Source organism: Streptomyces sp. NPDC007907, assembly GCF_042959365.1.
Taxonomy (GTDB): Bacteria; Actinomycetota; Actinomycetes; order Streptomycetales; family Streptomycetaceae; genus Streptomyces; species Streptomyces indiaensis.
The window spans coordinates 331,250-354,212 of sequence record NZ_JBIBKR010000002.1; the positions used below are offsets into that span (position 1 = coordinate 331,250).

The 22,963-nt window shown below is 73.6% G+C and carries 20 protein-coding genes; 10 read left to right on the plus strand and 10 right to left on the minus strand.

Going from position 1 to position 22,963, the window contains the following annotated elements:
* Nucleotides 1-8: 8 nt before the first annotated feature.
* A complete protein-coding gene (locus ACFZDI_RS07490; protein WP_391248452.1) occupies nt 9-587 on the minus strand; it encodes a TetR family transcriptional regulator C-terminal domain-containing protein in 579 nt (192 codons plus the stop codon).
* Nucleotides 588-749: 162 nt separating this feature from the next.
* Here ACFZDI_RS07490 and ACFZDI_RS07495 point away from each other — a divergent pair, with 162 nt between their 5' ends.
* On the plus strand, nt 750-1,034 hold the full coding sequence (locus ACFZDI_RS07495) for an SHOCT domain-containing protein (RefSeq protein WP_391249482.1): 285 nt from the start codon (nt 750-752) through the stop codon (nt 1,032-1,034).
* 163 nt (nt 1,035-1,197) lie between these two features.
* Here the strand turns inward: ACFZDI_RS07495 and ACFZDI_RS07500 are convergent, their stop codons facing one another.
* On the minus strand, nt 1,198-1,731 hold the full coding sequence (locus tag ACFZDI_RS07500) for an ATP-binding protein (protein ID WP_391248454.1): 534 nt from the start codon (nt 1,729-1,731) through the stop codon (nt 1,198-1,200).
* A 183-nt stretch (nt 1,732-1,914) separates the two neighbouring features.
* Nucleotides 1,915-2,238 (minus strand): hypothetical protein, encoded by a 324-nt coding sequence (locus ACFZDI_RS07505; RefSeq protein WP_391248456.1) that lies wholly within the window; start codon nt 2,236-2,238, stop codon nt 1,915-1,917.
* 506 nt (nt 2,239-2,744) lie between these two features.
* Between ACFZDI_RS07505 and ACFZDI_RS07510 the strand changes: the two genes are divergently transcribed.
* Nucleotides 2,745-3,869: a pyridoxal-phosphate dependent enzyme gene (locus ACFZDI_RS07510; protein WP_391248457.1), complete on the plus strand. Its 1,125-nt coding sequence runs from the start codon at nt 2,745-2,747 to the stop codon at nt 3,867-3,869.
* Nucleotides 3,870-3,908: 39 nt separating this feature from the next.
* On the opposite strand, the gene ACFZDI_RS07515 is transcribed toward ACFZDI_RS07510, so the two are convergent.
* The gene (locus ACFZDI_RS07515; protein WP_234848770.1) at nt 3,909-4,739 is read right to left on the minus strand and encodes a DeoR/GlpR family DNA-binding transcription regulator; all 831 of its coding nucleotides are present in this window, start codon (nt 4,737-4,739) and stop codon (nt 3,909-3,911) included.
* A gap of 291 nt (nt 4,740-5,030) precedes the next feature.
* Between ACFZDI_RS07515 and ACFZDI_RS07520 the strand changes: the two genes are divergently transcribed.
* The gene (locus ACFZDI_RS07520; protein ID WP_391248458.1) at nt 5,031-7,418 is read left to right on the plus strand and encodes a hypothetical protein; all 2,388 of its coding nucleotides are present in this window, start codon (nt 5,031-5,033) and stop codon (nt 7,416-7,418) included.
* 12 nt (nt 7,419-7,430) lie between these two features.
* On the opposite strand, the gene ACFZDI_RS07525 is transcribed toward ACFZDI_RS07520, so the two are convergent.
* From ACFZDI_RS07525 to ACFZDI_RS07540, 4 genes are all read right to left on the minus strand, one after another.
* Nucleotides 7,431-9,866, minus strand: coding sequence for a right-handed parallel beta-helix repeat-containing protein (locus ACFZDI_RS07525; RefSeq protein ID WP_391248460.1), 2,436 nt, complete (start codon nt 9,864-9,866; stop codon nt 7,431-7,433).
* Between the two features lie 231 nt (nt 9,867-10,097).
* Complete coding sequence (locus ACFZDI_RS07530; protein ID WP_391248461.1) at nt 10,098-10,703, minus strand: hypothetical protein; 606 nt, start codon at nt 10,701-10,703, stop codon at nt 10,098-10,100.
* Between the two features lie 163 nt (nt 10,704-10,866).
* Nucleotides 10,867-11,694 (minus strand): MOSC N-terminal beta barrel domain-containing protein, encoded by an 828-nt coding sequence (locus tag ACFZDI_RS07535; RefSeq protein WP_391248463.1) that lies wholly within the window; start codon nt 11,692-11,694, stop codon nt 10,867-10,869.
* A gap of 45 nt (nt 11,695-11,739) precedes the next feature.
* Nucleotides 11,740-12,162 carry a DUF6643 family protein gene (locus tag ACFZDI_RS07540; protein ID WP_391248464.1) on the minus strand — a complete coding sequence of 141 codons (423 nt, stop codon included), beginning with the start codon at nt 12,160-12,162 and terminating at the stop codon, nt 11,740-11,742.
* 297 nt (nt 12,163-12,459) lie between these two features.
* Between ACFZDI_RS07540 and ACFZDI_RS07545 the strand changes: the two genes are divergently transcribed.
* Nucleotides 12,460-13,755 (plus strand): TerD family protein, encoded by a 1,296-nt coding sequence (locus tag ACFZDI_RS07545; RefSeq protein ID WP_391249484.1) that lies wholly within the window; start codon nt 12,460-12,462, stop codon nt 13,753-13,755.
* Between the two features lie 63 nt (nt 13,756-13,818).
* Here the strand turns inward: ACFZDI_RS07545 and ACFZDI_RS07550 are convergent, their stop codons facing one another.
* Nucleotides 13,819-15,009, minus strand: a complete 1,191-nt coding sequence (locus tag ACFZDI_RS07550) for a glycosyltransferase (RefSeq protein WP_391249485.1) — start codon at nt 15,007-15,009, stop codon at nt 13,819-13,821.
* Nucleotides 15,010-15,048: 39 nt separating this feature from the next.
* On the opposite strand from ACFZDI_RS07550, the gene ACFZDI_RS07555 reads away from it, so the two are divergent.
* Both ACFZDI_RS07555 and ACFZDI_RS07560 read left to right on the plus strand, forming a co-directional pair.
* Nucleotides 15,049-15,834 (plus strand): aspartate/glutamate racemase family protein, encoded by a 786-nt coding sequence (locus ACFZDI_RS07555; RefSeq protein WP_391248466.1) that lies wholly within the window; start codon nt 15,049-15,051, stop codon nt 15,832-15,834.
* A 116-nt stretch (nt 15,835-15,950) separates the two neighbouring features.
* Nucleotides 15,951-16,505: a hypothetical protein gene (locus ACFZDI_RS07560; protein WP_234850900.1), complete on the plus strand. Its 555-nt coding sequence runs from the start codon at nt 15,951-15,953 to the stop codon at nt 16,503-16,505.
* Nucleotides 16,506-16,641: 136 nt separating this feature from the next.
* Here ACFZDI_RS07560 and ACFZDI_RS07565 read toward each other — a convergent pair whose 3' ends face one another.
* Complete coding sequence (locus ACFZDI_RS07565; RefSeq protein WP_391248469.1) at nt 16,642-17,715, minus strand: O-antigen ligase family protein; 1,074 nt, start codon at nt 17,713-17,715, stop codon at nt 16,642-16,644.
* 214 nt (nt 17,716-17,929) lie between these two features.
* Between ACFZDI_RS07565 and lnt the strand changes: the two genes are divergently transcribed.
* From lnt to ACFZDI_RS07585, 4 genes are all read left to right on the plus strand, one after another.
* Nucleotides 17,930-19,546, plus strand: a complete 1,617-nt coding sequence (lnt, locus tag ACFZDI_RS07570; protein WP_391248471.1) for an apolipoprotein N-acyltransferase — start codon at nt 17,930-17,932, stop codon at nt 19,544-19,546.
* 68 nt (nt 19,547-19,614) lie between these two features.
* Nucleotides 19,615-20,094 carry an NUDIX domain-containing protein gene (locus ACFZDI_RS07575; RefSeq protein WP_391248473.1) on the plus strand — a complete coding sequence of 160 codons (480 nt, stop codon included), beginning with the start codon at nt 19,615-19,617 and terminating at the stop codon, nt 20,092-20,094.
* 54 nt (nt 20,095-20,148) lie between these two features.
* Nucleotides 20,149-20,949 (plus strand): 3-hydroxybutyrate dehydrogenase, encoded by an 801-nt coding sequence (locus tag ACFZDI_RS07580; protein WP_391248475.1) that lies wholly within the window; start codon nt 20,149-20,151, stop codon nt 20,947-20,949.
* A 76-nt stretch (nt 20,950-21,025) separates the two neighbouring features.
* Complete coding sequence (locus ACFZDI_RS07585; RefSeq protein WP_391248476.1) at nt 21,026-22,930, plus strand: GAF domain-containing protein; 1,905 nt, start codon at nt 21,026-21,028, stop codon at nt 22,928-22,930.
* The last annotated feature ends 33 nt before the right edge of the window (nt 22,931-22,963 follow it).

Consider the following 22,963-nt stretch of genomic DNA (forward strand, 5'->3'; position numbering starts at 1 on the left):
AAGTCTCCTCACGGGGTCCGTGGTGCCAGCAGGGAGAGCAGGCCCCGTACCCCGGCGTCGAACGCGGTGGGCGAGCCGGAGGCGCGGGCGAGGACGTAGCCGCCCTGGACGGTCGCGACGACCGCCGCCGCGATCTCCCCGGCGTCGAGGCCGGCCGCGAACTGGCCCTGCGCCATGCCCTCTTCGACGATCCCGGCGATCCGTCCGCGCAGCCAGTCGAGCGTCTCGTCGACCGGCGCGCGCAGCTCGGCGCTCGCGATCACGTCGGGGTCCATCGTCAGCCGGCCGACCGGGCAGCCCCGCAGCACGTCCCGCTCGCGCCGCAGATACGCCTCGATCCGCTCGTACGGCGTGCCCGGCCCGTCGAGTACCGCCGCCGCGGTGGCCCGCATCTCCTCGGCGGTCCGCCGGATCGCGGCCAGGGCGAGATCGGGTTTGCCCTTGAAGTGGTGGTACATGCTGCCCTGCCCGGCGTCCGCGCGCTCCAGGATCGCCTTGGGGCTGGTGCCCACGTAGCCGCGCTCCCACAGCAGCTCGCGGGTGGACTCGATCAGCCGTTCCGGGGTGCTCATGCCGTCACTGTACATACCAGTAGTTACAGAAGTCGAGGCCCCACGGGACGTCCGCGCACCGGATGCCTACTCCCCGCGCGGTAGACCGACTGCCGCCGGGTGTACGACGACCTGCGGCTCTCGCGGCGCGACGCTCGAAAACGACATAGGACATGAGTGACCGAGGAGTTGGACGACATGCAGACCCTGGCGGACTTCGGCGACGGCGGCGGGCCCGGCCCGTGGATCCTGTTCTTCCCGCTGATCTGGGTGCTGGTGATCGGCGGCGGCATCGCGCTGCTGCGCCGCACGCTGTGGCGCGGACGGCGTGGCCGCCCGTGGGAGCGGCCCACGGTCGAGGGCGACTCGCCCCTCGCCGTCCTCGGCCGTCGATTCGCCTCCGGCGAGATCGACGAGGACGAGTACTGGCGCCGACTGTCCGTGCTGAACGAGGAGTTCGGCCACAAGGGAGGTACGGCGTGATCATGCGCGGCCGGCCCCGCGCGGGCCCGCGACCGGCCCGGCGTGCGGCGCGCGCGAAAGTGCCGCGCACCGTCCCGCCGGAGTGACAGCCGTGTACGCCCCGGGAGCACACCGGAAGGCGTGCGCCCCCGAGGCCCCCGAGGGGACGGTGGTCACCGCCCGGTCAGCCGGCAACGGCGGACCGGGCGGGAGCATGATCGGTCCGGAGCGCCTCGGCGGACGCCCCGACCTCGGCGAACCTGCGCGCGGGTTTCTCCTGCACCGTGCGCCGCGACCGAAGGGACGGTGCCGTCACCACGGGGGCGGACGTCGGCAGGGTGAACCACACCACCTTGCCGGACTCGCCGTCCGGCCGAACACCCCAGCTCTCGCTCATGGCGGCGACCATCGCGAGCCCGCGCCCGCAGGTCGCCAGCGGCTCGGCGTCGTCGACCACGGGCATCCGCGGGTCGCCGTCGCGCACCGAGACCGTGAGCCGGTCGAGCAGCAGCTCTATCTCGACCGTGCACGTCTTGTCGGGCTGGGCATGCCGGTGGACGTTGGACAACAGCTCCGTCACGCCGAGCGAGGCCCGGTCGATCAGGGCATCCAGATGCCAGTAGCGCAATTGCGCAGATACGATTCTGCGGACCTGGCCGATCCGCGACGGCAGGGCTTGGAGCTCCACCGTGCAGTGCCTGCTTGGGTAGCTGATCACGGCTGCGACTCCCCGACGTGAGGTCCGGAAGAACACGGGATTCGGATCCAGCAGGGCGTCTGCGTGACACTGCCGCCTGCTGTCGTGGCCGGCGGGCTGGTTCGCAGCGTAATCGCCGGTAAACCCAGAGTGACGTGAGACCAGAGTGGCGCAGGGGGTGAGGTACCGCAACTCGCGGACATCTCAGTCGCCGCGCCCCGCTGCCCTGCGCACGGCCTCGATGAAGCGCCGCGCGGCCGGCGGGCCCGGCTCTCCCGGGGCGGGATCGTGATCGCCCAGGGTGAGCAGGTACCGCTTGCCGTTGAGATCCGCCGTGGCCCGGTCGTCGGGGCCGAACCAGGGCTTGGAGGCGCGCACGGCCTGCACCGGCGCGCTGTCGATCTCACTGCCGTAGCTGGTCAGCAGCTGGAGCCGGCCGTCGCTGATCCGGACCTGGCCGGCCCGGGTGAGCGAACGCAGCCGCTTCCCGATCCGCACGCCCGTGGCCCTGAACTCCGGCTCTCCCATGCCACCCGCCCCCTTGTGCGCTTCGGTGTACCGGCCCGCTCGCGCGATGCCCGGTACGGGCTCGTGTCCCGATCCAGTGTGCCCCGTCCGGAGGCGTGGTCGGCACCGGGACGGTGCGCCGCCCGGCCCGAACTCCGGCCCGCCCGCCGGTCCGCCGTCCCGGGCGTGATGCCCGTGCCCGCAAGGCGGATCCTGCTGACGGTCGCTGTCCGGCGTTCTCCTCGTGGTCCGCGGGCACCCGTCCGGGGCCTTGGTCCCGCCGTGCAGTCTGCCCCCGCTCGGCGCCCGGCACCAGGGTCCGCGAGCCCGTCGCCGGGGGGCGCCCGCAGCACGCCCGGGAATGCGCCCCCGGGACCACGCGCCCCCTTGCCCCGGCTCTGCTCCCGGGGGCGCTTTGGGGGGCTCAAAGATGCGTTTATGCAGGTGAGAAGCTGTGCGTTAGGTGCTTATGATCGGAGGTGTCGGCCGCGCGACGCGTCGTCGGCGCGCAGCGATAGGAGCCTCTCGTGAGCACTTCCCCGCAGACCCGCACCGGCGTGACCCTCGACGTCGACCACAGCGACGCCGCCTACCGGACGTGGCTCAAAGAAGCCGTCCGCAGAGTCCAGGCCGACGCCAACCGCTCGGCCGACACCCACCTGCTGCACTTCCCCCTGCCCCAGCGGTGGGGCATCGACCTGTACCTGAAGGACGAGTCGACCCACCCCACCGGCAGCCTCAAGCACCGCCTCGCCCGTTCCCTCTTCCTCTACGGCCTCTGCAACGGCTGGATCCGGCCGGACCGGCCCGTCATCGAGGCCTCCAGCGGCTCGACGGCCGTCTCCGAGGCGTACTTCGCGAAGCTGATCGGCGTGCCCTTCATCGCCGTCATGCCGCGCACGACGAGCGCCGAGAAGATCCGCCTCATCGAGTTCCACGCCGGCCGCTGCCACTTCGTGGACGACCCCCGCACGATGTACGAGGAGTCCGCCCGCCTCGCGGCCGAGACCGGCGGCCACTACATGGACCAGTTCACCTACGCCGAACGGGCCACGGACTGGCGCGGGAACAACAACATCGCCGAGTCCATCTTCCGGCAGCTGCGTCTGGAGCGGTTCCCCGAGCCGGCGTGGATCGTCGCCACGGCGGGCACCGGCGGCACCTCCGCGACCCTCGCGCGCTACGTCCACTACATGCAGTACGACACCCGCGTCTGCGTGGCCGACCCCGAGAACTCGTGCTTCTTCGAGGGCTGGACCACCGGCGATCCGGACGTCACCTGTGACTGCGGCTCCCGTATCGAGGGCATCGGCCGGCCCCGTATGGAACCCAGCTTCGTGCCCGGTGCGATCGACCGGATGATGAAGGTGCCCGACGCGGCGAGTGTCGCTGCCGTCCGGGCCCTGGAGCGCGCCATCGGCCGCAAGGCGGGCGGCTCGACCGGGACGGGGCTGTGGGGCGCGCTGAAGATCGTCGCCGAGATGGTGTCCGAGGGCCGGCAGGGCAGTGTCGTGACGCTGCTGTGCGACCCGGGGGACCGGTACCTCGACAAGTACTACTCCGACGCCTGGCTGGCCGACCAGGGGCTGGACATCGAGCCCTACACGGCCGCCATCGACTCGCTCCTGGAGACGGGCGTCTGGCCCGACTGAGCACGGTCACCCGGGCCCTCGACCGCCGCTCCGGCGCGGTCAGGCGTCCGCGTCGTCCTCGGGCTCCCCGGCCACCACCAGGCGCCGCAGATGCTCCGCGACCACGCCACGCGCCTCCTCCGGCAGACCGGCGTCCGTCACGAGTGTGTCCACGCGCTCCAGCGCCGCGAACGAACTCAGGCCCACCTTGCCCCACTTGGTGTGGTCCGCGACCACGACCACCCGGCGCGCCGACTGCACGAGCCGCCGGTTCGTCTCCGCCTCCGCGAGGTTCGGCGTCGACAGACCGGCCTCGACCGATATGCCGTGCACCCCGAGGAACAGCAGGTCGAAGTGGAGCGCCGCGATCGCCTGGTCGGCGACCGGCCCCACCAGCGAGTCGGAGGGCGTACGCACCCCGCCCGTCAGCACCACCGTGGCCGCGCCCTGCCGCGGGCCCGAGGTGCGCTGCGCCGCGTGGAAGACATCGGCCACCCGCACCGAGTTGGTGACCACCGTGAGGTCCGGCACGTCCTGCAGCTGGTGCGCCAGAGCGAACGTCGTCGTACCACCCGACAGGGCGATCGCCGCGCCCGGCGCGACCAGCTTGGCCGCGGCGCGTGCGATGTCCTCCTTGGCGGTCGGCTCCAGACCGGACTTGGCCTCGAAACCCGGTTCGTGCGTACTCGCCTCGACGACCGGGACCGCGCCGCCGTGCACCTTCTCCAGCACGCCCTGGCGCGCGAGCGCGTCGAGGTCGCGGCGGACCGTCATGTCCGACACGCCGAGCTTGCGGGTCAGCTCGTTGACCCGGACACCGCCCCGGCGGCGGACCTCGTCGAGGATCAGGGATCGCCGCTGCTCCGCGAGGAGGTTCTGATTCTCGCTCACGTACGCTCCGGTCCTTTCGCCTCAATGCCGTCGACACACCCCGCACACCGGCTCCTACCGGGACATTCCTCCCGGCCGCGGTGCGAGGACGCCCCATCCTTGCATGTCGAGGGCCGGACAGCGCCACCGCCCGCTCGTCGCACTTCCGCCACCCGGCGTTCGTCTTCGCGCTGCGGTTTCATCACAGATCGGGGAGATTCCGTGACAGGGGGTGTGCGGCGCCGTGGAAACGGAGATCCTTGGGCCCGCACGGGCAGAGCCGACGGCGTGTCATGGGGGAAGTGCGAAGCAGTGGAACACGCGCAGGAACACGCGGCGACCGGCGGACCGGACGGTCCCGCCGCGGGGTGCGGCGAGAGCGGGACCGCCCTGGAACTCCTCGTCCACGGCGTGGGCGGCACCACGCCGCAGGAGATGCTCAACGATCCGCGGACGGTGCGGATCACCGGCGACCACATCGCGGCCGTCTTCCGGCGCGCCGACGACGTCGACGCCGAGCACGGCCCCGACGACCGCCGCCGCGACGGACCCGTGCCCGAGGCCTACGTCTGGTGCAACCTCACCTCCGGCAACGGCACCCGCGCCCTGTGGCTGTTGCTGCTGCCGTTCATGGTCGTCAACCTCGCCCACTGGATGCGCCCCACCGCCCACGGCCGCCGCCGCACCGTGCGCCTGTACGGTCTCCTGGTGCGGCTCGCGGGCCTCACCCTGACGGTGCTTCTCGTCGCGGCCGCCTGCGAGGTCGCCCTCGACCTGGCGGCCTGGCAGTGCGCGGGCACGGCCCCGTGCGCCGACCGCCACTCCTGGCTGGGCTTCCTCTCACCCACCGTCTCGGACGGCGGCTGGTGGAGCGCCCCCGGCCGCCGGCTCGCCCTGGCCGCCGTCGTCCCGACCGCTCTGACCGTCCTGCTGTGGTACCTGTCCCGGCGTACGTGGAGCGACTACGAGTCCCAGCAGCCCATCGAACGGGCGCCCGAGCCCGAGGGGGACGGCGGCCCGACCGCCCTCGGCCGGCCCGGGTTCTGGTACGGGCGCCGGCTCGTGGCCCGGCTGCGCGCCGCGCACACCGCCGCCGGCCTGATCACGGTCGCCGCCGCCGTGGGCAGCGCCGCCGCCCGCCACGACCGCCGACCCGGCGGCCCCGCCGTACTCGACACCCTGGGAACGCTCCTGGAAGCGGCCCTCGCGGCCTGCGCGGTCGCGGTGGTGTGGGTGGTGTGCCGCCGCGGCCGCAGCGAGAGACGGCTGGACCGCACACTCGACGAGCGCTTCGTACGGCGCCTGCCGCTCGCCGCGCTCGTCCTGCTCGCCCTCGCCGTGGTGTACGCCGGGTGGGAGCGCCCCGGCTGGAGGTCGGAGGGCCGGCTGCCGGGCGACACGACCTTCGGCGCGATCGCCCTGGTGCAGGGCCTGCTCGTGATCGTCCTCGGGGTCGTCGCCCAGGTCCTGCACCGCACCGATCACGACCGGCGGGCCGTGCTGCGGGGCCTGGGCGGACCCGCGGTGGCGATGCTGGCCTGCGCGCTCGGCGGGGTGATGTCCGGCGGCGTCTCCCAGCGCGTGTCCGACTGGCTGGACGGCACCGGGGCGTCGATCGAGGGCCCGCCCGTGCTGCTGACCTGGCAGGCGTCCGTGATCCCGCCGCTGCTGGTCGTGCTGCTGGGGCTGTTCGGCTGGCTGGCCCACCGCGCCTGGCGGCTCGCCCGCGCCGAACGCGCCGCCGTCGCGCTCGACTACCCCGACGAGGCACAGGACCGTGCGCGCACCCGCCGTATCGCCTACACCCGTGCGATGGCCTCGCTCACCGACCGCGGACCCCGCGTCGTCGCCGTCACCTCCGGCGTCACTCTGCTGCTGGGCGCCGCGGCCCTCGTGGGCGCCCTCGCCACCGACGAGACCCCCGGCGAGGCCGCGCAGGGCACCTACCCCGTCGTCCACGGCGCCGCCGAGACCGCCCAGGCCCTCGGCTCCTGGCTGATCGGCCTCGGCTTCATACTCTTCGTCACCTGGGGCCGGCGCGCCTACAAGGACGCCGCGGCCCGCCGCACGATCGGCATCCTGTGGGACGTCGGCACGTTCTGGCCGCGCGCCTCCCACCCCTTCGCCCCGCCCTGCTACGCCGAGCGCGCGGTGCCCGACCTGACCTGGCGGATGGCGACCTGGACCAGGACCACCGGCGGCCGGCTGGTCATCTCCGGGCACTCGCAGGGCAGCGTGCTCGCCGCCGCCGCGGCCTGGCAACTCGCCCCCTCCGCACGCAGACGTGTCGCGCTCCTGACCTACGGTTCCCCGCTGGAGCGCCTCTACGGGCGCTGGTTCCCGGCGCACTTCGGACCCGCCGCGCTCGGCTCCCTGCACCGGGACATCGACTGCTGGCGCAACCTGTACCGGCTCACCGACCCCATCGGCGGCCCGATGCGGCTGCCCGGAGCGCAGGTCGACCACGCCCCTTTGCTGGACCCCCTCGCCTACGGCCGCACCGCGCTGCTGCCGCTGCCCGCGCCGATCCTCGGTCACTCCGACTACCAGGCCGACCCGGTCTTCGCCGAGGAACGCCGCACCCTGCTGGCCCGGCTGCGGCCGACGGCACCGGATGCCGCCGAAGGGGAGCCGTCGCAGACCCCGGCGGCACCGGACGTGCCGTCACCACGGCACGAGCCCGAACCGCCCGCCGCATAGGCGGGCGCCTCCTCACACCACCTCGGGCAGATCCTCGGCGTAGAGCAGCGTCAGGTCGTCCTTGTTCGGCTCCGGGAGCTGGGCGACCCGGCTCGCGTGCCGCTCGACCATGGCCTCGAACGTCTGCCGCGCGGTGCGGCCGTTGCCGAACGCCGGGCCCTTGGGGAGCACGGTGAAGTACGTCCGCAGGGCCTCCGAAGCGCCCGGCGCGAGCCGGTACTCGTGCTCCTCCGCCTGCTGCTCCACGATCCGCAGCAGGTCCTCGGGGCCGTAGTCGCTGAAGGTGATGGTCCGGGAGAAGCGGGACGCCACACCCGGGTTGACGGACAGGAACCGCTCCATCTCGGCCGTGTAGCCCGCGACGATCACCACGACCGCGTCCCGGTGGTCCTCCATCAGCTTCACCAGCGTGTCGATGGCCTCCTTGCCGAAGTCGCGGCCCGCGTCCTCCGGGGACAGCGCGTACGCCTCGTCGATGAACAGCACACCCCCGCGCGCCTTCTCGAAGGCCTCCTGGGTGCGGATCGCCGTCGAGCCGATGTGCTCGCCGACCAGGTCCACCCGGGACACCTCGACCAGGTGGCCCTTCTCCAGCACGCCGAGCGAGGCGAGGATCTCGCCGTAGAGCCGCGCGACCGTCGTCTTGCCGGTGCCGGGGGAGCCGGTGAAGACCAGGTGCCGCTTGACCGAGGCGGCCTTCAGACCGGCCTGCTGACGGCGCCGGCCGACCTCGATCATGTCGGTGAGGGCCCGCACCTCGCGCTTGACGCTCTCCAGGCCCACGAGCGCGTCGAGTTCACCGAGGACGTCCTTGGAGGAGCGGGCCGGTGACTCGGGCTCGGCGACCGGCGCCGGGGGAGCCGGTTCGATGCGCTGTCCCGGCACGCCGCCCAGCAGGCCCCCGGAGTGGCTCACCGTCTGCACGGCCGTCTCCCGCGCCGCGGGCGCGCGCAGCCCCGCGCTCTCGTCGCTCGTGCAGTCCTCGACGAGCGGACCCGCCCCGGACGCCGCGTCGGCGCCGCCGTCGGCGAACTCGTAACCCCCGCGCGCGCACCGCTCCGTGCGGCACTTCCGCAGCGTCGTCCGGCTGCCGTCGATGACGTGGAAGCCGTAGCCGCCGCTGCCCGTCACCCGGCAGTTCAGGAAACTTCCCCGGCCACCGGCCGAGACGTAGACACCGGCCTCCGCGGGGGAGTCGATCGTGCAGCGCTCCACGGTGGGGTCGGCGCCCTTGGTGACGATCACGCCGGTCTGGGTGCCGTCCACCGTGCAGCCGCTGAGCGTGCCGCCGCTGCCGTGGTCGCGGAACCAGGCGCCCGTCGCCGCGTCGCGGATCCGGCAGTCGTCGAGCTGCGCCGTCGCCCCGTCGCTGACCGACACGGCCGTGTTGCGCACCTGCGAGAGGTCGGTGTCGACGACGTCGGCCCGGGAGCCCCGGTCGAGGACGAACAGCGCGTCCGGCACGTCGTGCACCCGGCAGGAGTCCAGTACGGCGGTGGCGCCGTCGCTGACCCACACCGCCGGGTAGTCACCCGTGCTGTCGAAGATCTCGCACTGGTTGGCGTCCACCCGCGTGCCCGGGTCCCACACCGACAGGCCGTTGCGCCCGAACTGCCGCACGGTGGTGCGGGTCAGCGTGAGAACGGAACGGGAGCGCAGGTCGACCGCGTTCTCCGGGATGTCGTGGATGCGGCAGTCGGCGAGCGTCAGCACCGCGTCCGTGTCGAGCGTGACGCCGTCGGACGCCGTGCGGTGCACATCGCAGTCGGTGAGGTGCGCGGTGGCCCGGCCGGTGATCTGCACACCGCTGCCCCGGACTTCGTACACCTCGCAGCCCACGGCCTCCAGCGCGGAGTTCTCCCCGGTCGCCGACAGGCCCGACCCCGAGGTGTGGTGCACCCGGCAGCGCTCCAGCCGCGGGTGGGCGCCGCCGCGCACCGCCACACCCGCCTGGCCGGCCGCGACGACCTCGCACTCCTCGAACACCCCGCCCGCGCCGTCGAGTACGGCGATGCCGATGCCCGCCGGATTGTCGACCGCGCAACGCCGCACCGTGGGCCGGGCGCTGCCGCGCACCTCGATGCCGGCCGCCGACCGCGTCACGACCCGTACGTCCCGCAGCTCCGGGGTGCCCTCCTCCACGAGCACGGCCGGGGCGGCCGCGTCCTGACCCTCCACGTGCAGGTCCTGCACCACCGCCGAGGCGCGCACGGTCAGCGGCACGCCGTCCACCGGCGCGATCCGCACCGAGCCGGGAGAGCCGTCGGGGCCGCGCAGGGTCACCGCGCGCTGCAGCACGAGGTTCTCCCGGTAGGTGCCGGGCGCGATGGTGAGGACGTCTCCGTCGGCCGCGGCCTCCAGAGCGGCGGCGAGCGATGCGTACTCACCCGTGCGGCGCCGCCACCGCGACGTGCCGGTGTGCGTCACCTGGACCGTGCCCTGTGCCATGGTGTAGCTGTGCCCCCACCTCGGTCGTACTGATGGCTCGTCCGCCTTCGGGGCGCTCCGGCCGGCGCCGCGACCGCGACCGGGCCGGGACCTTGGGCGGCCCGGGCGCGCACGCGGTATCGACACCGGCGCGTCCCTGAGGCTCGCTCGCGCGCGGGTTGTTGCCGAACGGTTCGGCCGGACCACCGTAGCGTGCGCACGGCTGGTGGGTTGACCAGAGCCGGAAGGCCGTCAGCTGCCGGCGCCCGTCCTGCCCCAGTCCGGGCCGGCCTTCTCCCATGCCTGGTCCCAATGGGCGTACCGGCGGCGGACCATGCGCCAGACGATCAGCCGTCTGCCGCCCTCCGTGAGACCGGCCGTCGCCAGGGCCGCGCCGAAGCCGGCGAGGACCGCGTGGGTGGAGGCGGTCGCGGAGTCGAGCGGGCGGGGGACCATCCTGCCGTGCCGGTCGGTCCATATCCGGAACGCATCGCCCTGTCGCGGGTCCTTGAGGCTCGACAGCACCGGGCCCTGGTGCGTCGTGCCGTCCGGCGCGGTCCAGTCGGCGAGGACACGGGTGCGCAGATCGCGGCCCGAGGAGGTCTCCGGGTCGGCGTCCAGCGGGGAGCGGTCCAGCTTGCGGATCACGGTGGCGGTCACCAGATGCCGTGCCTCGTGCTGCGCCCGCACGGAACGCTGCAGCGCGTCCTCGGTCGATCCCCCGACGAGTGCGCCGACGACCGGCGCTGCCAGCAGCATCAGCAGCAGGGCGGCCAGTGCCACCCAGGCCTCGGCCAGGTCGGTCGCGCGGCGGAGCGGATTGCGCCGCCAGCGCCAGAGTCCGCTGATCGCTCGCACCGCCTGCACCCCCTTCCCGCTCCGTGATACTCCCCGGCGGAGCCGTCCACGCACGGGCCCGTCGAAGAGAGAGCGACATCACCTCTCCCGAGGGCCTCGCATGAATTTCTCACACAGGCTCAACGCCCGGCCGGGCGGCACGGTTCCCGCTCCGCTCGAAGAGCTAGGCGAGGATCCTGAGCGGGTCGCCGAGCCGGATCGTGCCGCCCGACAGCGGCACCAGGTTTTGTCCGAAGATCAGCTTGCCGTCGAGCCGGCGGTGCCGTCCCAGACTGAACAGGGGCTCGTGGCCCCGCTCGCCGGTGTCCTGGTCGGTGGTGGTCACCACGCACCGGCCGCATGGCCCGGCGACACGGAACACCACGTCCCCGAGGGCGATGCGCGACCAGTCGTCCTCGGCCCACGCGGGGGTGCCCGTCACGACCACGCTCGGCCGGAAGCGGTTCATGGGCAGCGGGCCATCGGCGGCGTACTCGCCCTGGGCGATCAGGGAGTTGAGGGCGTCGAGCGAGGCGGTCGTGGTGAGCAGCAGCGGCACGGCGTCGGCGAAGGAGACGGTCTCGCCGGCCTGCGCGTACTCCGCGGCGAGGGGCCGGCGGGTGGCCGGATCGTCCAGGTACACCAGGCGTGCCCCGGCGCCGAGGAAGGAACTGCACCAGGCGTGCGCGGCCTCGTCCTCGGCGGGGACGGCTTCGACCTTGTCGCGGAAGATCTCCACCGGCAGCGCGGTGGCGTGCCGGGGAACGGGCACCGACAGCGTCGGCATGCCGGGCGCGGACAGACGGACGCCACCGCCGGGCAGAAGCTCGGCGGCGGCGCGCGTGAGTCGCGGATGACGGCGCTGTGTGACGACCTTTCCCCCGTCGTCGATCAGCACCCAGCGTCGGTCTCCGGCCAGCCCCCAGGGCTCCACAACGGCCTCCCGGGGCGCCAGGCCCCGGGCCGCCTTGACCGGATGGACGTGGATCGAGTGCAGGTGAGCGTTCCCCATGGGGCCATCGTGCCAGCCGGCGCCGACGGTCCCAGGGAGGGCGGCTCAGTACCCGCGGTACTGCTGGCTGTTGTACGGATCCTGGTAGGGAGCCGGGGCCGGCCGGGGAGCCGCGGGGCGCATCGCCTCGTAGCCCGCGGGGGCCGCCGGACGCGGCTGCTGCGGGCCCGCGTAGCCGCGCGGAGCGGTGGCCTGCTGCGGAATGTACGCCGCGGGCGCCTGCTGCAGCGGGGAGGGCTGCTGCGCCTGCGGATAGCCGTACGCGGACTGGGACGGGGCTGCCGGGAGAGCGGGCAGCGCCGACGGGAGCGCGGGCAGGCTGCTGCCCGGCATGTCGTACTGAGCGGGGACCCGGATCGGCGCGATCTGCGGGGTGCCCCGCTCGGCGACGAGCTTGTCGTAGATCGGGGTGTCCGGGAAGGAGGCGGAGTAGTAGCCGCCGCCATAGGTGGAGCGGGGGGAGGTCATGGCACATAAGTTAAGCCAACGATGTGCTGGTTGGGGAGACCGATAAGAGGGTTGTTTTCCGTGTCCGCGGTGACCCGGGAGCCCCAATGCGAGCGAACTCGCCAAAAAGGGGCGCACAGCGGGGTCGTGAGCGTCTAAAGGCCGAGTTCCGGGCGGGTTACCAGCGGTTGGCCCCCGGTCTTCCGGGTGCTCGCGCATGGGACTTCACCGTGGCAAGGAATAGGTTGTGCGCACGGAACTCGACGGACGGCCGGGACGGGCCTGGCGCGGTGCCACGCAATGGGGGCGGACATGCACATGCTGAAAGGTTCAAATACTCCGGTGCCGACCGCTGCGCTGCGGGTGGAACTGGGATGGCGGGCCGGAGCGGGCGTGCCCGACGCCGACGCGTCCGCTCTGCTGCTGGCCGGCGGCAAGGTCCGCTCGGACGCGGACTTCGTCTTCTACAACCAGCCCCGGCACGCCTCCGGGGCGATCCGGCACGAGGGAAAGCGCACCACCGACGGCCGCGTGACGGACACGCTCCTCGTCGACCTCGCGCGCGTGGAGCCCGCGATCGAGACCGTCGTCCTCGCCGCCTCCGCCGACGGCGGCGCCTTCGGACAGGTCCCCGGCCTGTACATCGAGGTCCAGGACGCCGCCCAGGGCAACCCGGTGGCCCGCTTCGACAACCCCGGCGCCACCACCGAAACCGCTTTCGTGCTGGGGGAGTTCTACCGTCGTCAGGGCGCCTGGAAGTTCCGTGCCGTCGGTCAGGGCTACAGCAGCGGACTCGAAGGGCTCGCCACGGACTACGGCATCACGGTGGACGAGCCGCAGCACGCGGCACCGGCTCCGGCACCCGCACCGGCCGTGGCGCCGGCGCCTCCCGCGGCCGCGCCGCCCGCCGCGTACCCGCCCCCGCCGACGGCTCGGCCCACCGCTCCGCCCCCGCCCGCCACACCTCCGGCCCCCGTACGCCTCACCAAGGTGACGCTCACCAAAGCGGCCCCCTCCGTCTCCCTCACCAAGCAGGGCGGCACCTCCGGAGCGCTGCACGTCAACCTCAACTGGGAGGTGCGCAAGCAGTTCTCGGGCTGGAGCAGCAAGTTCGGGCGCCCGACGGCGATGCACTCCGACCTCGACCTCGACCTGTGCGCGCTCTACGAACTCTCCGACGGCAGCAAGGGCGTCGTACAGGCCCTCGGCAACAGCTTCGGAGCGCTGCACCGGCCCCCCTACATCCACCTCGACGGCGACGACCGCACCGGCGCCGTGTCGACGGGGGAGAACCTCACCGTCAATCTCGACCACAAGAACGCCTTCCGGCGCATCCTCGTCTTCGTCACCATCTACGAAGGCGCCCGCTCCTTCGCCGATCTGCACGCCTCGGTCACGCTCCGGCCCGAGCACGGGGCGCCGATCGAGTTCTCCCTCGACGAGTGCACGGTCCCCTCACTCGTGTGCGCGCTCGCCCTGATCACCAACACCGGCGGCGACCTGGTCGTCCAGCGGGAGGCGCGCTACCTGGTGCCCGAGCGCGGGGTGAGCCCGCAGCGGACCGTCGACCACGCCTACGGGTGGGGCATGAACTGGACCCCCGGCCGCAAGTGACCCTCCGGCCGTAAGTGCCCCCTGGCCGCAAGTGCCCCCTGCGGCCGACCCCTTCGGCGGGCTTCACCCCTCCTCGGGCACGGCGTCCGGGCGCGTGTAGGTGCGGCCCTTCCAGGCCGCACCCCGTCCCCGGTAGTGCCGCACCGCCGAGTCGACGGTCATGAGGAGATAGAGGAACGCGGTGAACGGCAGCAGCGGGGCGAGCCACAGCGGCTGCCGGTAGTAGCGGAGCATCGGCACGTACGTCCCCGCCATGACGAGCCACGCGAGACCGCCGAGGACCAGCGCCGCCGCACCGCCGCCGACGAGACCGGCCAGGACCGCCACCGGCGGCACCAGATACACCAGCGCCAGCCCGGCGACCGTCCCGGCGAGCAGCAGCGGGTTGTGCCGCAGCTGCGCGTACGCGCTGCGCGAGACCATGCGCCACAGGTCGTGCAGCCGCGGATAGGGCCGCACGCTGTCCACCCGTTCGGCGAGCCCCAGCCACACCCGGCCGCCGCCGCGCTTGACGGCCCGCGCGAGCGCGACGTCGTCGATCACGGCGTGCCGGATCGCCTCCGGGATCCGTGCCCGCTCCGCCGTCTCCGTCCGCAGCAGCACGCAGCCCCCGGCGGCGGCCGCGGTCCGGCCCCTCGCGGCGATCCGGCGGAAGGGGTAGAGCTGCGCGAAGAAATAGACGAACGCGGGCACCACGAGCCGTTCCCACACGCTCTCCACCCGGAGCCGGGCCATCTGCGAGACGACGTCGAACCCACCCGAACGGGCCGCCGCCACCAGCTCCCGCAGACTGTCAGGGGCGTGCGCGATGTCGGCGTCCGTCAGCAGGAGGTACTCGGGATCACGCGCGCGTGCCAGCCCGATGCCGTGGCGCACCGCCCACAGCTTGCCGGTCCAGCCCGCCGGGGGCTCACCCGGCGAACCCACCGTCAGCGGCAGCCCGCCGTGCCGGCGTGCCAGCTCACGCGCCAGCGCACCGGTGCCGTCCGAGCTGCCGTCGTCGACGAGGAAGATCTCCGCCCGACCCGGATAGTCCTGCGCGAGCAACGACGGCAGCGCGGCCGGCAGCACGGCCGCCTCGTCGCGGGCGGGCACGACGACGCACACCGACGGCCACGCGTCGGGCTCGGCACGCGAGGGCAGGCGCACATCGGTGCGCCAGAAGAAGCCCTGGCCGAGCAGCAGCCACGACCAGGCGAGGAGTGATCCGGCGGCAGTCCACACAACGGCGCTCACGACCGCAGTCTGCCCCAGGGGCCCTGCCGCGTGTCGCTCATCGTCTATCGTGATCGGGTGAAGATCGCGCTCATGGACTCCGGAATCGGTCTGCTGGCGGCCACCGCCGCGGTACGGCGGCTGCGCCCCGACGCCGATCTCGTGCTCTCCCTGGACCCCGACGGCATGCCCTGGGGACCGCGCACGCCGGAGGACCTGACCGAGCGTGCCCTGGCCGTCGCCGAAGCCGCCGCGGCCCGCCGCCCCGAGGCCCTGATCGTCGGCTGCAACACCGCCACCGTGCACGCCCTCACCGCCCTGCGCGCCCGGCTCGAACCGGAGCTCCCGGTCATCGGCACCGTCCCGGCCATCAAGCCGGCCGCGGCCGGCGGCGGTCACCTCGCCATCTGGGCCACCCCGGCCACCACCGGCAGTCCCTATCAGCAGAACCTGATCAAGGACTTCGCCGGCGGCGTGCCCGTCACCGAAGTGCCCTGCTGGGGCCTGGCCGAGGCGGTGGAGCACGCGGACGAGGCGGCGATCGACGCGGCCGTGTCCGCGGCCGCCGCCCTCACCCCGGCCGAGGTGACCACCGTCGTCCTCGGCTGCACCCACTACGAACTGGTGGCCGAGCGCATCCGGGCCGCCGTCCAGCGCCCCGGCCGCCCGCCCCTCGTGCTGCACGGCTCCGCCGGGGCCGTGGCCGCCCAGGCCCTGCGCCGGATCGGCCGGCACCCCGCACCCGGAGCATCCCCGCACGGCACACTCACCGTGCTGCTCAGCGGACGCGAGGGCGCCCTGCCCGCCCCGGCGCTGGCGTACGCGGAAGGGCGTCTGCTGCAGGCGGTCACGCCCGCCGGCTGACCGGAGGGGCGTTCACGGGCGGTCACCTCCCGGCCCGTCCGGCGCGATGCCCACCCGGCGCAGTCACGCTCCGCCACGAGGTACCAGCGGAATGAATTCTGAGTACCCTCAATGGCATGAGGGACCACCGCCACGGCGAGAACGCCCCCCACCCGCACACGGACGTCTGGACCGGCCGTGCCACGAACCGGGTGCAGTGGCTGCTGGCGCTCGTGGGCGCCGCCTGCATGGCACTCGGCATCGAGCTGGCCGTCGACTCGGCGTGGACGTCCGGCGTCGCCCCGCTGGTCATGGCCGTCGTCGGGTGCATCGCCGCCGGGCTGCTGGTCCTCTTCGGAACGCTCGCCTTCGTGCACGTCGCCCTGCGGGTCGACCAGGAACACCTCGAGGTGCGCTGCGGCCACATCGGCGTCCCCCGTCGCCGTATCCCGCTCTCCAGCGTGGTCGGCGCCACGTACATCTCCCACGTCACCCCCCGCCACTGGGGCGGCTGGGGCTACCGGTGGCGGCCCGAGAAGGGCACCGCGGTGGTCGTACGACGCGGTGAGGGCGTCGAGCTGGAGCTGTGGGACGGGCACACCTTCACGATCACCGTCGACGACGCGGAGGCGGCCGTAAGGGTGATCGAGGCACGGCTGCGGCCCAGCAAGCCGGGCGCTCCCGCGCACTGAGCCGCCGGACGCGTGTCACCGGCTGTGATCACCGTTGCTGATCACGCGCCGTGATCGCCGGCCCGTGGCGCCGGACGCCGGGTGCCTGCTCGTCGCCGCGCGAGTGCCCGCCCGTCACCGCGCGAGCATCCACCCGTCACCGCGCGGGTGTGCGTCCCGCTCCGCGCGCCGGGATTCCCGCCGTACGGCTCGACGACTCGTCGGTGAGAGGGCGCGCCGTGGCGATGCCCGCCAGCAGGCCCGCCCCGACGGACACCGCCGTGAAGCTCAGCGCGTTGCCGACGGCGGCGATCGCGGCGAGCGCCGTCAGGGCCGCGCCCGCGGTGAGCGCCACCGGGGTCGGGCGCGGGCCGCGCCACAGGGCGTACAGGACCCAGCCGAACACCGCCGCGAGCAGGGCCACCCCGACCAGCCCCTGTTCCGCCGCCTGTTGCAGGGGCGCGGAGTGCGGCTTGTCGTCGGACAGCAGGGACTGCGCGGACGCCGTGCTCAGTTCCCCGAAGCGGCCCGGGCCGGCGCCCGACAGGGCGTCGTCCCCCAGCAGATTCCACGCGTCCTGCCACAGCCGCACCCGGTGCGGCGTCAGCCGCCCTTCCACGGCCGCCACGAAGCCGGCCGGTACGGTCCGCGCGGCGATCGCCCAGACCAGACCGGTCATCAGGACGGCGACCGCGGTCAGCGCGGCCATCCCGGCGCCCCGGTGACGGCTACGGCCGGCGGCCAGCGAGCACAGCAGCACCGCGAGGCAGGTCACCGAGCCGCTGGTGGAGCCGAGCACGGCGGCCAGTGCCGCGGTTCCGGCGGCCAGCAGACGCAGCGTGAACCGAACGGCCGGAACCGGCGACGCCCAGGCCGCGCAGCACGCGGCACCGGCCGACAGGGTCAGTACGGCGGCGGTGGCCCCCGCGTGCCCCAGGGGCGCCGCGATCTGCGGGCCCGGAGCGAGATGGGGAACGGCAACCGTCAGTGCCATGCCGGCCAGCGCCCCGGCGAAGGGCGCGCCGACCGGCAGCAACGCCCCGCTGATCCGCCCGGCCGCGTACCCGGCGGCCACGGCCAGCACCGCGAGGAGTACCCCCTCGGGCCTGCCGTCGTGCGCGGCCGCCGTGATCAGGGACCAGGTGGCACAGGCGCCCAGCACCACGACGCCCGCCGCGTCAGAAACGATTCGTCTGTCACCGTCCGCGTCCGGTCCGGACGCGGACGTCATCCCGCTGGAACCCACCCCGCCCGCCCCCCGGCACCCCGTCGCCCCCGACTCGTGAAGACCCCGGTCGCACCGGCCGCCAGGACCGTACGAGCGAGGCTTGGCACACCGTAACGGCTGGTGGGCGGTTTGGGGATGTCTCGTGACGAACTGAACAGGAAGTGCGCCGCCCGTACCGCGCTGTCGGCTCCCAGGTCACGCGCCTTAGACTCCGGGAGTGACCGTCACCGCAACCTCCGTCGGCGAGTCGGACCAGCTGGAGCCGCGGATCGCGCCCGGGGCGCGGACGTGGGCCCGGCGGCTCGTGCGTCTCGTCCCGGCCGCCGCAGCCGCGCTCTCCGGCCTGCTCCTCTACGTCTCCTTCCCGCCCCGCACGCTGTGGTGGCTGGCCCTGCCGGCCTTCGCCGTCTTCGGCTGGGTGCTGCGCGGCCGCGGCTGGAAGGCGGCGCTCGGTCTCGGCTACCTCTTCGGCCTCGGCTTCCTGCTGCCGCTGCTGGTGTGGACCGGCGTGGAGGTGGGGCCGGGGCCCTGGCTCGCCCTGGTGGCGATCGAGGCCCTCTTCGCAGCCGCGGTGGGCGCGGGGATCGCGGCTGTCTCGAAGCTGCCCGGCTGGCCGGTGTGGGCGGCGGCCGTGTGGATCGCCGGCGAGGCGGCACGCGCGCGTGCGCCCTTCAACGGCTTCCCCTGGGGGAAGGTCGCGTTCGGCCAGGCCGACGGCGTGTTCCTGCCGCTCGCCGCGGTGGGCGGCACCCCTGTGCTGGGCTTCGCGCTCGTCCTGTGCGGATTCGGTCTCTTCGAGATCGTCCGGCAGGCCGTGCGATGGCGGAGGACCGGTGCGGTGCGCCGTGGCGCGGCGGCCGTGGGCCTGCTGAGCCTGGCCGTCCCCGTGGTGGGCGCCGTCGCGGCCCGGCCGCTCGTCAGCGACACGGCCGAGGACGGCACCGCCACCGTCGCCGTGATCCAGGGCAACGTGCCGCGCGCCGGCCTCGACTTCAACTCCCAGCGGCGCGCCGTACTGGACTACCACGCGCGCGAGACCGAGCGCCTGGCCGCCGAGGTCAGGGCCGGCAGGGTCGCGCGACCCGACTTCGTGCTCTGGCCGGAGAACTCCTCCGACATCGACCCCTTCGCCAACCGCGACGCCCGCATCGTCATCGACGCCGCCGCCAAGTCCATCGGCGTGCCCATCTCGGTCGGCGGCGTCGTCGAGCGGGACGGCAGGCTCTACAACGAGCAGATCCTCTGGGACCCGGCCAAGGGGCCCGTGAACACCTACGACAAGCGCCAGATCCAACCCTTCGGGGAGTACCTGCCGCTGCGCTCGCTCATCGGCGCGATCAACAAGAACTGGACGGCGATGGTCCGCCAGGACTTCAGCCGGGGCACCGAGCCGGGCGTGTTCACCATGGACGGCGCCAAGGTCGGACTCGTCACCTGCTACGAGGCCGCCTTCGACTGGACCGTGCGCTCCGAGGTCACCGACGGCGCCCAGATGATCTCCGTGCCCAGCAACAACGCCACCTTCGACCGCAGCGAGATGACCTACCAGCAGCTCGCCATGTCCCGGGTCCGGGCGGTCGAGCACAGCCGGACCGTGACCGTGCCCGTGACCAGCGGTGTCAGCGCGATCATCATGCCGGACGGCAGGATCACGCAGAAGACCGGCATGTTCGTGGCCGACTCGCTCGTGCAGAAGGTGCCGCTGCGGTCCTCCCAGACCCCCGCCACCCGGCTCGGCACCCTGCCGGAGCTCGCCCTCGTCCTCGTCGCGGCCGGCGGCCTCGGCTGGGCCGTCGGCGCCGGGCTGCGCGGGCGACGCGCCGGTGACGTGTGACCGTACGCCCGTCGCACGCCGTTTGAAGCGCGCCGGGGCGCCGTGAGCGGCCCGTTAGGGTCGACGGCATGGCTACTCCCGACTTCATCCGCACCCTCCGCGCCTCGGCCGGTCAGCAGCTGCTCTGGCTCCCCGGAGTCACCGCCCTCGTCTTCGACGACGAGGGGAGAGTGCTGCTCAACCGGCGGGCCGACACCCGCAAGTGGTCGGTGCTCGGCGGCATCCCCGAGCCGGGAGAACAGCCCGCGGCCTGTGCGGTGCGGGAGGTCTACGAGGAGACGGCCGTACGCTGCGTCGCCGAACGGGTCGTCCTCGTCCAGGCCTTGGCGCCCGTCACGTACGAGAACGGCGACATCTGCCAGTACATGGACATCACCTTCCGCTGCCGGGCCGTCGGCGGCGAGGCGCGGGTGAACGACGACGAGTCGCTCGACGTCGCCTGGTTCGACGTCGACGCACTGCCCGAGCTGGAGGAGTTCGGCCTGCACCGGATCAAGCTGGCCCTGTCGGATGCCCCCACATGGTTCGACACCACTGCCTCCGGCTGAACTATGGGGCGTGACCACATGGGGTGGGGCACGGGCGCTGCCTAGGGTCGAGCCATGACCGCGTACCGTGCTCACCCCGCCCCCCACGCCTGCCCGCTCGACCTGGGCGGCCGCACCGCGCTCGTCACCGGCGCCGCCGGCGGTATCGGCCGTGCCTGCGCGCTGCGGCTCGCGGCCGCCGGGGCCAAGGTGAGAGCCGTCGACCGGGACGCGGCGGGCCTGGAGGCCCTGGCCGGCCAGGGCCACGGCCTCGCCGGAACGGTGGAGCCGCACGTCCTCGACCTCACCGACCTGGACGCCGCGGAACTCGCCGCCGCGGGCACCGACGTCCTCGTCAACAACGCCGGGCTCCAACTGGTCCGCCCCATCCAGGAGTTCCCGCCCGAGGTCTTCCACACGGTGCTCACCGTGATGCTCGAAGCGCCCTTCCGGCTCATCCGCGGCGCACTGCCCCACATGTACGGACAGGCGTGGGGCCGCGTGGTGAACGTGTCCTCCGTGCACGGGCTGCGCGCCTCGGCCTACAAGTCGGCCTATGTGGCGGCCAAACACGGGCTGGAAGGACTGTCCAAGACCACCGCCCTCGAAGGCGCGCCCCACGGTGTCACCTCGAACTGTGTGAACCCCGCCTATGTGCGCACCCCCCTGGTGGAGAAGCAGCTCGCCGACCAGGCGCAGGCGCACGGCATCCCCGAGGAACGCGTCCTGTCCGAGGTGCTGCTGCAGGACAGCGCCGTCAAGCGGCTCATCGAACCGGAGGAGGTCGCCGAGGCGGTGGCGTATCTCTGCAGCCCGCAGGCCTCCTTCGTGACCGGCACCTCGCTCGTGCTCGACGGTGGCTGGACCGCCCACTGAGCGGCCGCTCCTCGGCGGCCCCGGGAGTTGTCCACAGGGCTGACGGGGCGGACCGGTCATGGTGAATCCTGTGAGCATGTCCAGCGATCACGTGCAGTCCGCCGAAGTGCCGTTCCTCGAGCTCCTGGCCAGGGGCGCATCGGCCGACGCCTACGAGCAGCCGGAACTGCTCGCGCGGGCCGAAGGGCGCCCGGCGGAGTGGATCGCGGCACTCCGGCGGGCCAAGCCGCTCGCCCTGCGCGTCTGCGCCGAGCTGGAGGGACGACGCCGGCGCGAGGCCGAGCTGTCCGCACTGTTCGAGACGGCCCACGACCTCGCCGGGCTGCGCGACCTCGACGCGGTACTGCAGGCGATCGTCCAGCGCGCCCGCTCGCTGCTGGGCACGGACGTCGCCTACCTCAGCCTGAACGACACCGAGCGCGGCGACACCTACATGCGGGTCACCGAGGGCTCGGTCGCGGCCCGGTTCCAGCAGCTGCGGCTCGGCATGGGGGAGGGGCTCGGAGGTCTCGTCGCACAGACGGCCCGCCCCTACGTCACCGACGACTACTTCAAGGACGACCGATTCCAGCACACCCTCACCATCGACGCGGGCGTGCGGGACGAGGGCCTGGTGGCCATCCTCGGTGTGCCGCTGACGCTCGGGCACCACGTCATCGGCGTGCTGTTCGCAGCCGACCGCCGCGCCCGCGTCTTCGAGCGGGAGCAGATCGCTCTGCTCGGATCGTTCGCCGCCCTGGCCGCGGCCGCCATCGACACCGCCAACCTGCTCGCCGAGACCCGGTCGGCCCTCGCCGGCCTGGAGCGGGCGAACGAGATCATCCGGGACCGCAGCGGCGTCATCGAGCGCGCCTCCGACGTGCACGACCGGCTCGCCGAGCTCGTCCTGCGCGGCGGCGGAGTGCATGACGTGGCCGCGGCCGTCTCCGAGATCCTCGACGGCACCGTCGAGTTCGCCGAGGCCGCCGCCGCACCCGCCGCGGCCCTGGAGAAGTCCGGCGCGCAGGGGCACGCGGTGCTCCACGACGACGACTGGATCGCCGCCGTCGCCGCCGGCGGCGAACTGCTCGGCGCACTGGTGCTGCGCGGGCACCCGGGGCTCGACCCCGTCGACCAGCGCACTCTGGAGCGTGCCGCCATGGTCACCTCCCTGCTGCTCCTGGCCCGCAGATCCGCCGCCGAGGCCGAGCAGCGGGTGCGCGGCGAGCTGCTCGACGACCTGCTCGACGCCCGAGCCCGTGACCCGCGCCTGCTGCGGGAGCGCGCGGCGCGGCTCCACGCCGACCTCGACGCCCTCCACGTGGTGCTGGCCGCGCGGCTGGAGGGCGAGCCCACCGACGCCGACCAGGAGGCGGACGCCCGCAGACGCCTGGCAGCGGCGGCGTCCCACCTGGCGGCGACCCGGCACGGCCTGGCCGCCGCCCGCGACGGTGGCACGGTCCTGCTGCTGCCCCTCGGCCCCGGCGACACCGCGACCGATCTGGCCCGCCGCGCGGCCCGGCACCTGGGCACGGCGGTCCACGCGACGGTCACGGTCGGTGCCTCCGCACCTGCCCAGGATCTCGCCACCCGCCCGGGGGCCGTGGCCACGGCCTACGCGGAGGCCACTCGCTGCCTCGAAGCGCTGCGGGTCCTGGGCCGCCGCGGAGACGGGGCGGCCGCCGAGGACTTCGGGTTCCTGGGCCTGATCCTGGCCGGCGACCGGGACATCCCCGGCTTCGTCGACCGCACCATCGGCGAGGTCGTCGCCTACGACCGCCGACGCGGCACGGAACTGCTGCGCACCCTCGACGCATACTTCACCTGCGGCATGAGCCCCGCGCGCACCAAGGACGAACTGCACGTCCATGTGAACACGGTCGCCCAGCGCCTGGAACGCGTCGGGCGGCTCCTCGGCGACGACTGGCAGAGCCCGGCCCGGGCCCTGGAGATCCAACTCGCGCTGCGCCTGCACCGCTTGTCCGCGCCGACGCGGCATTGACCCCCGTACGCGGGACGTACGGGGGCCGGTGGC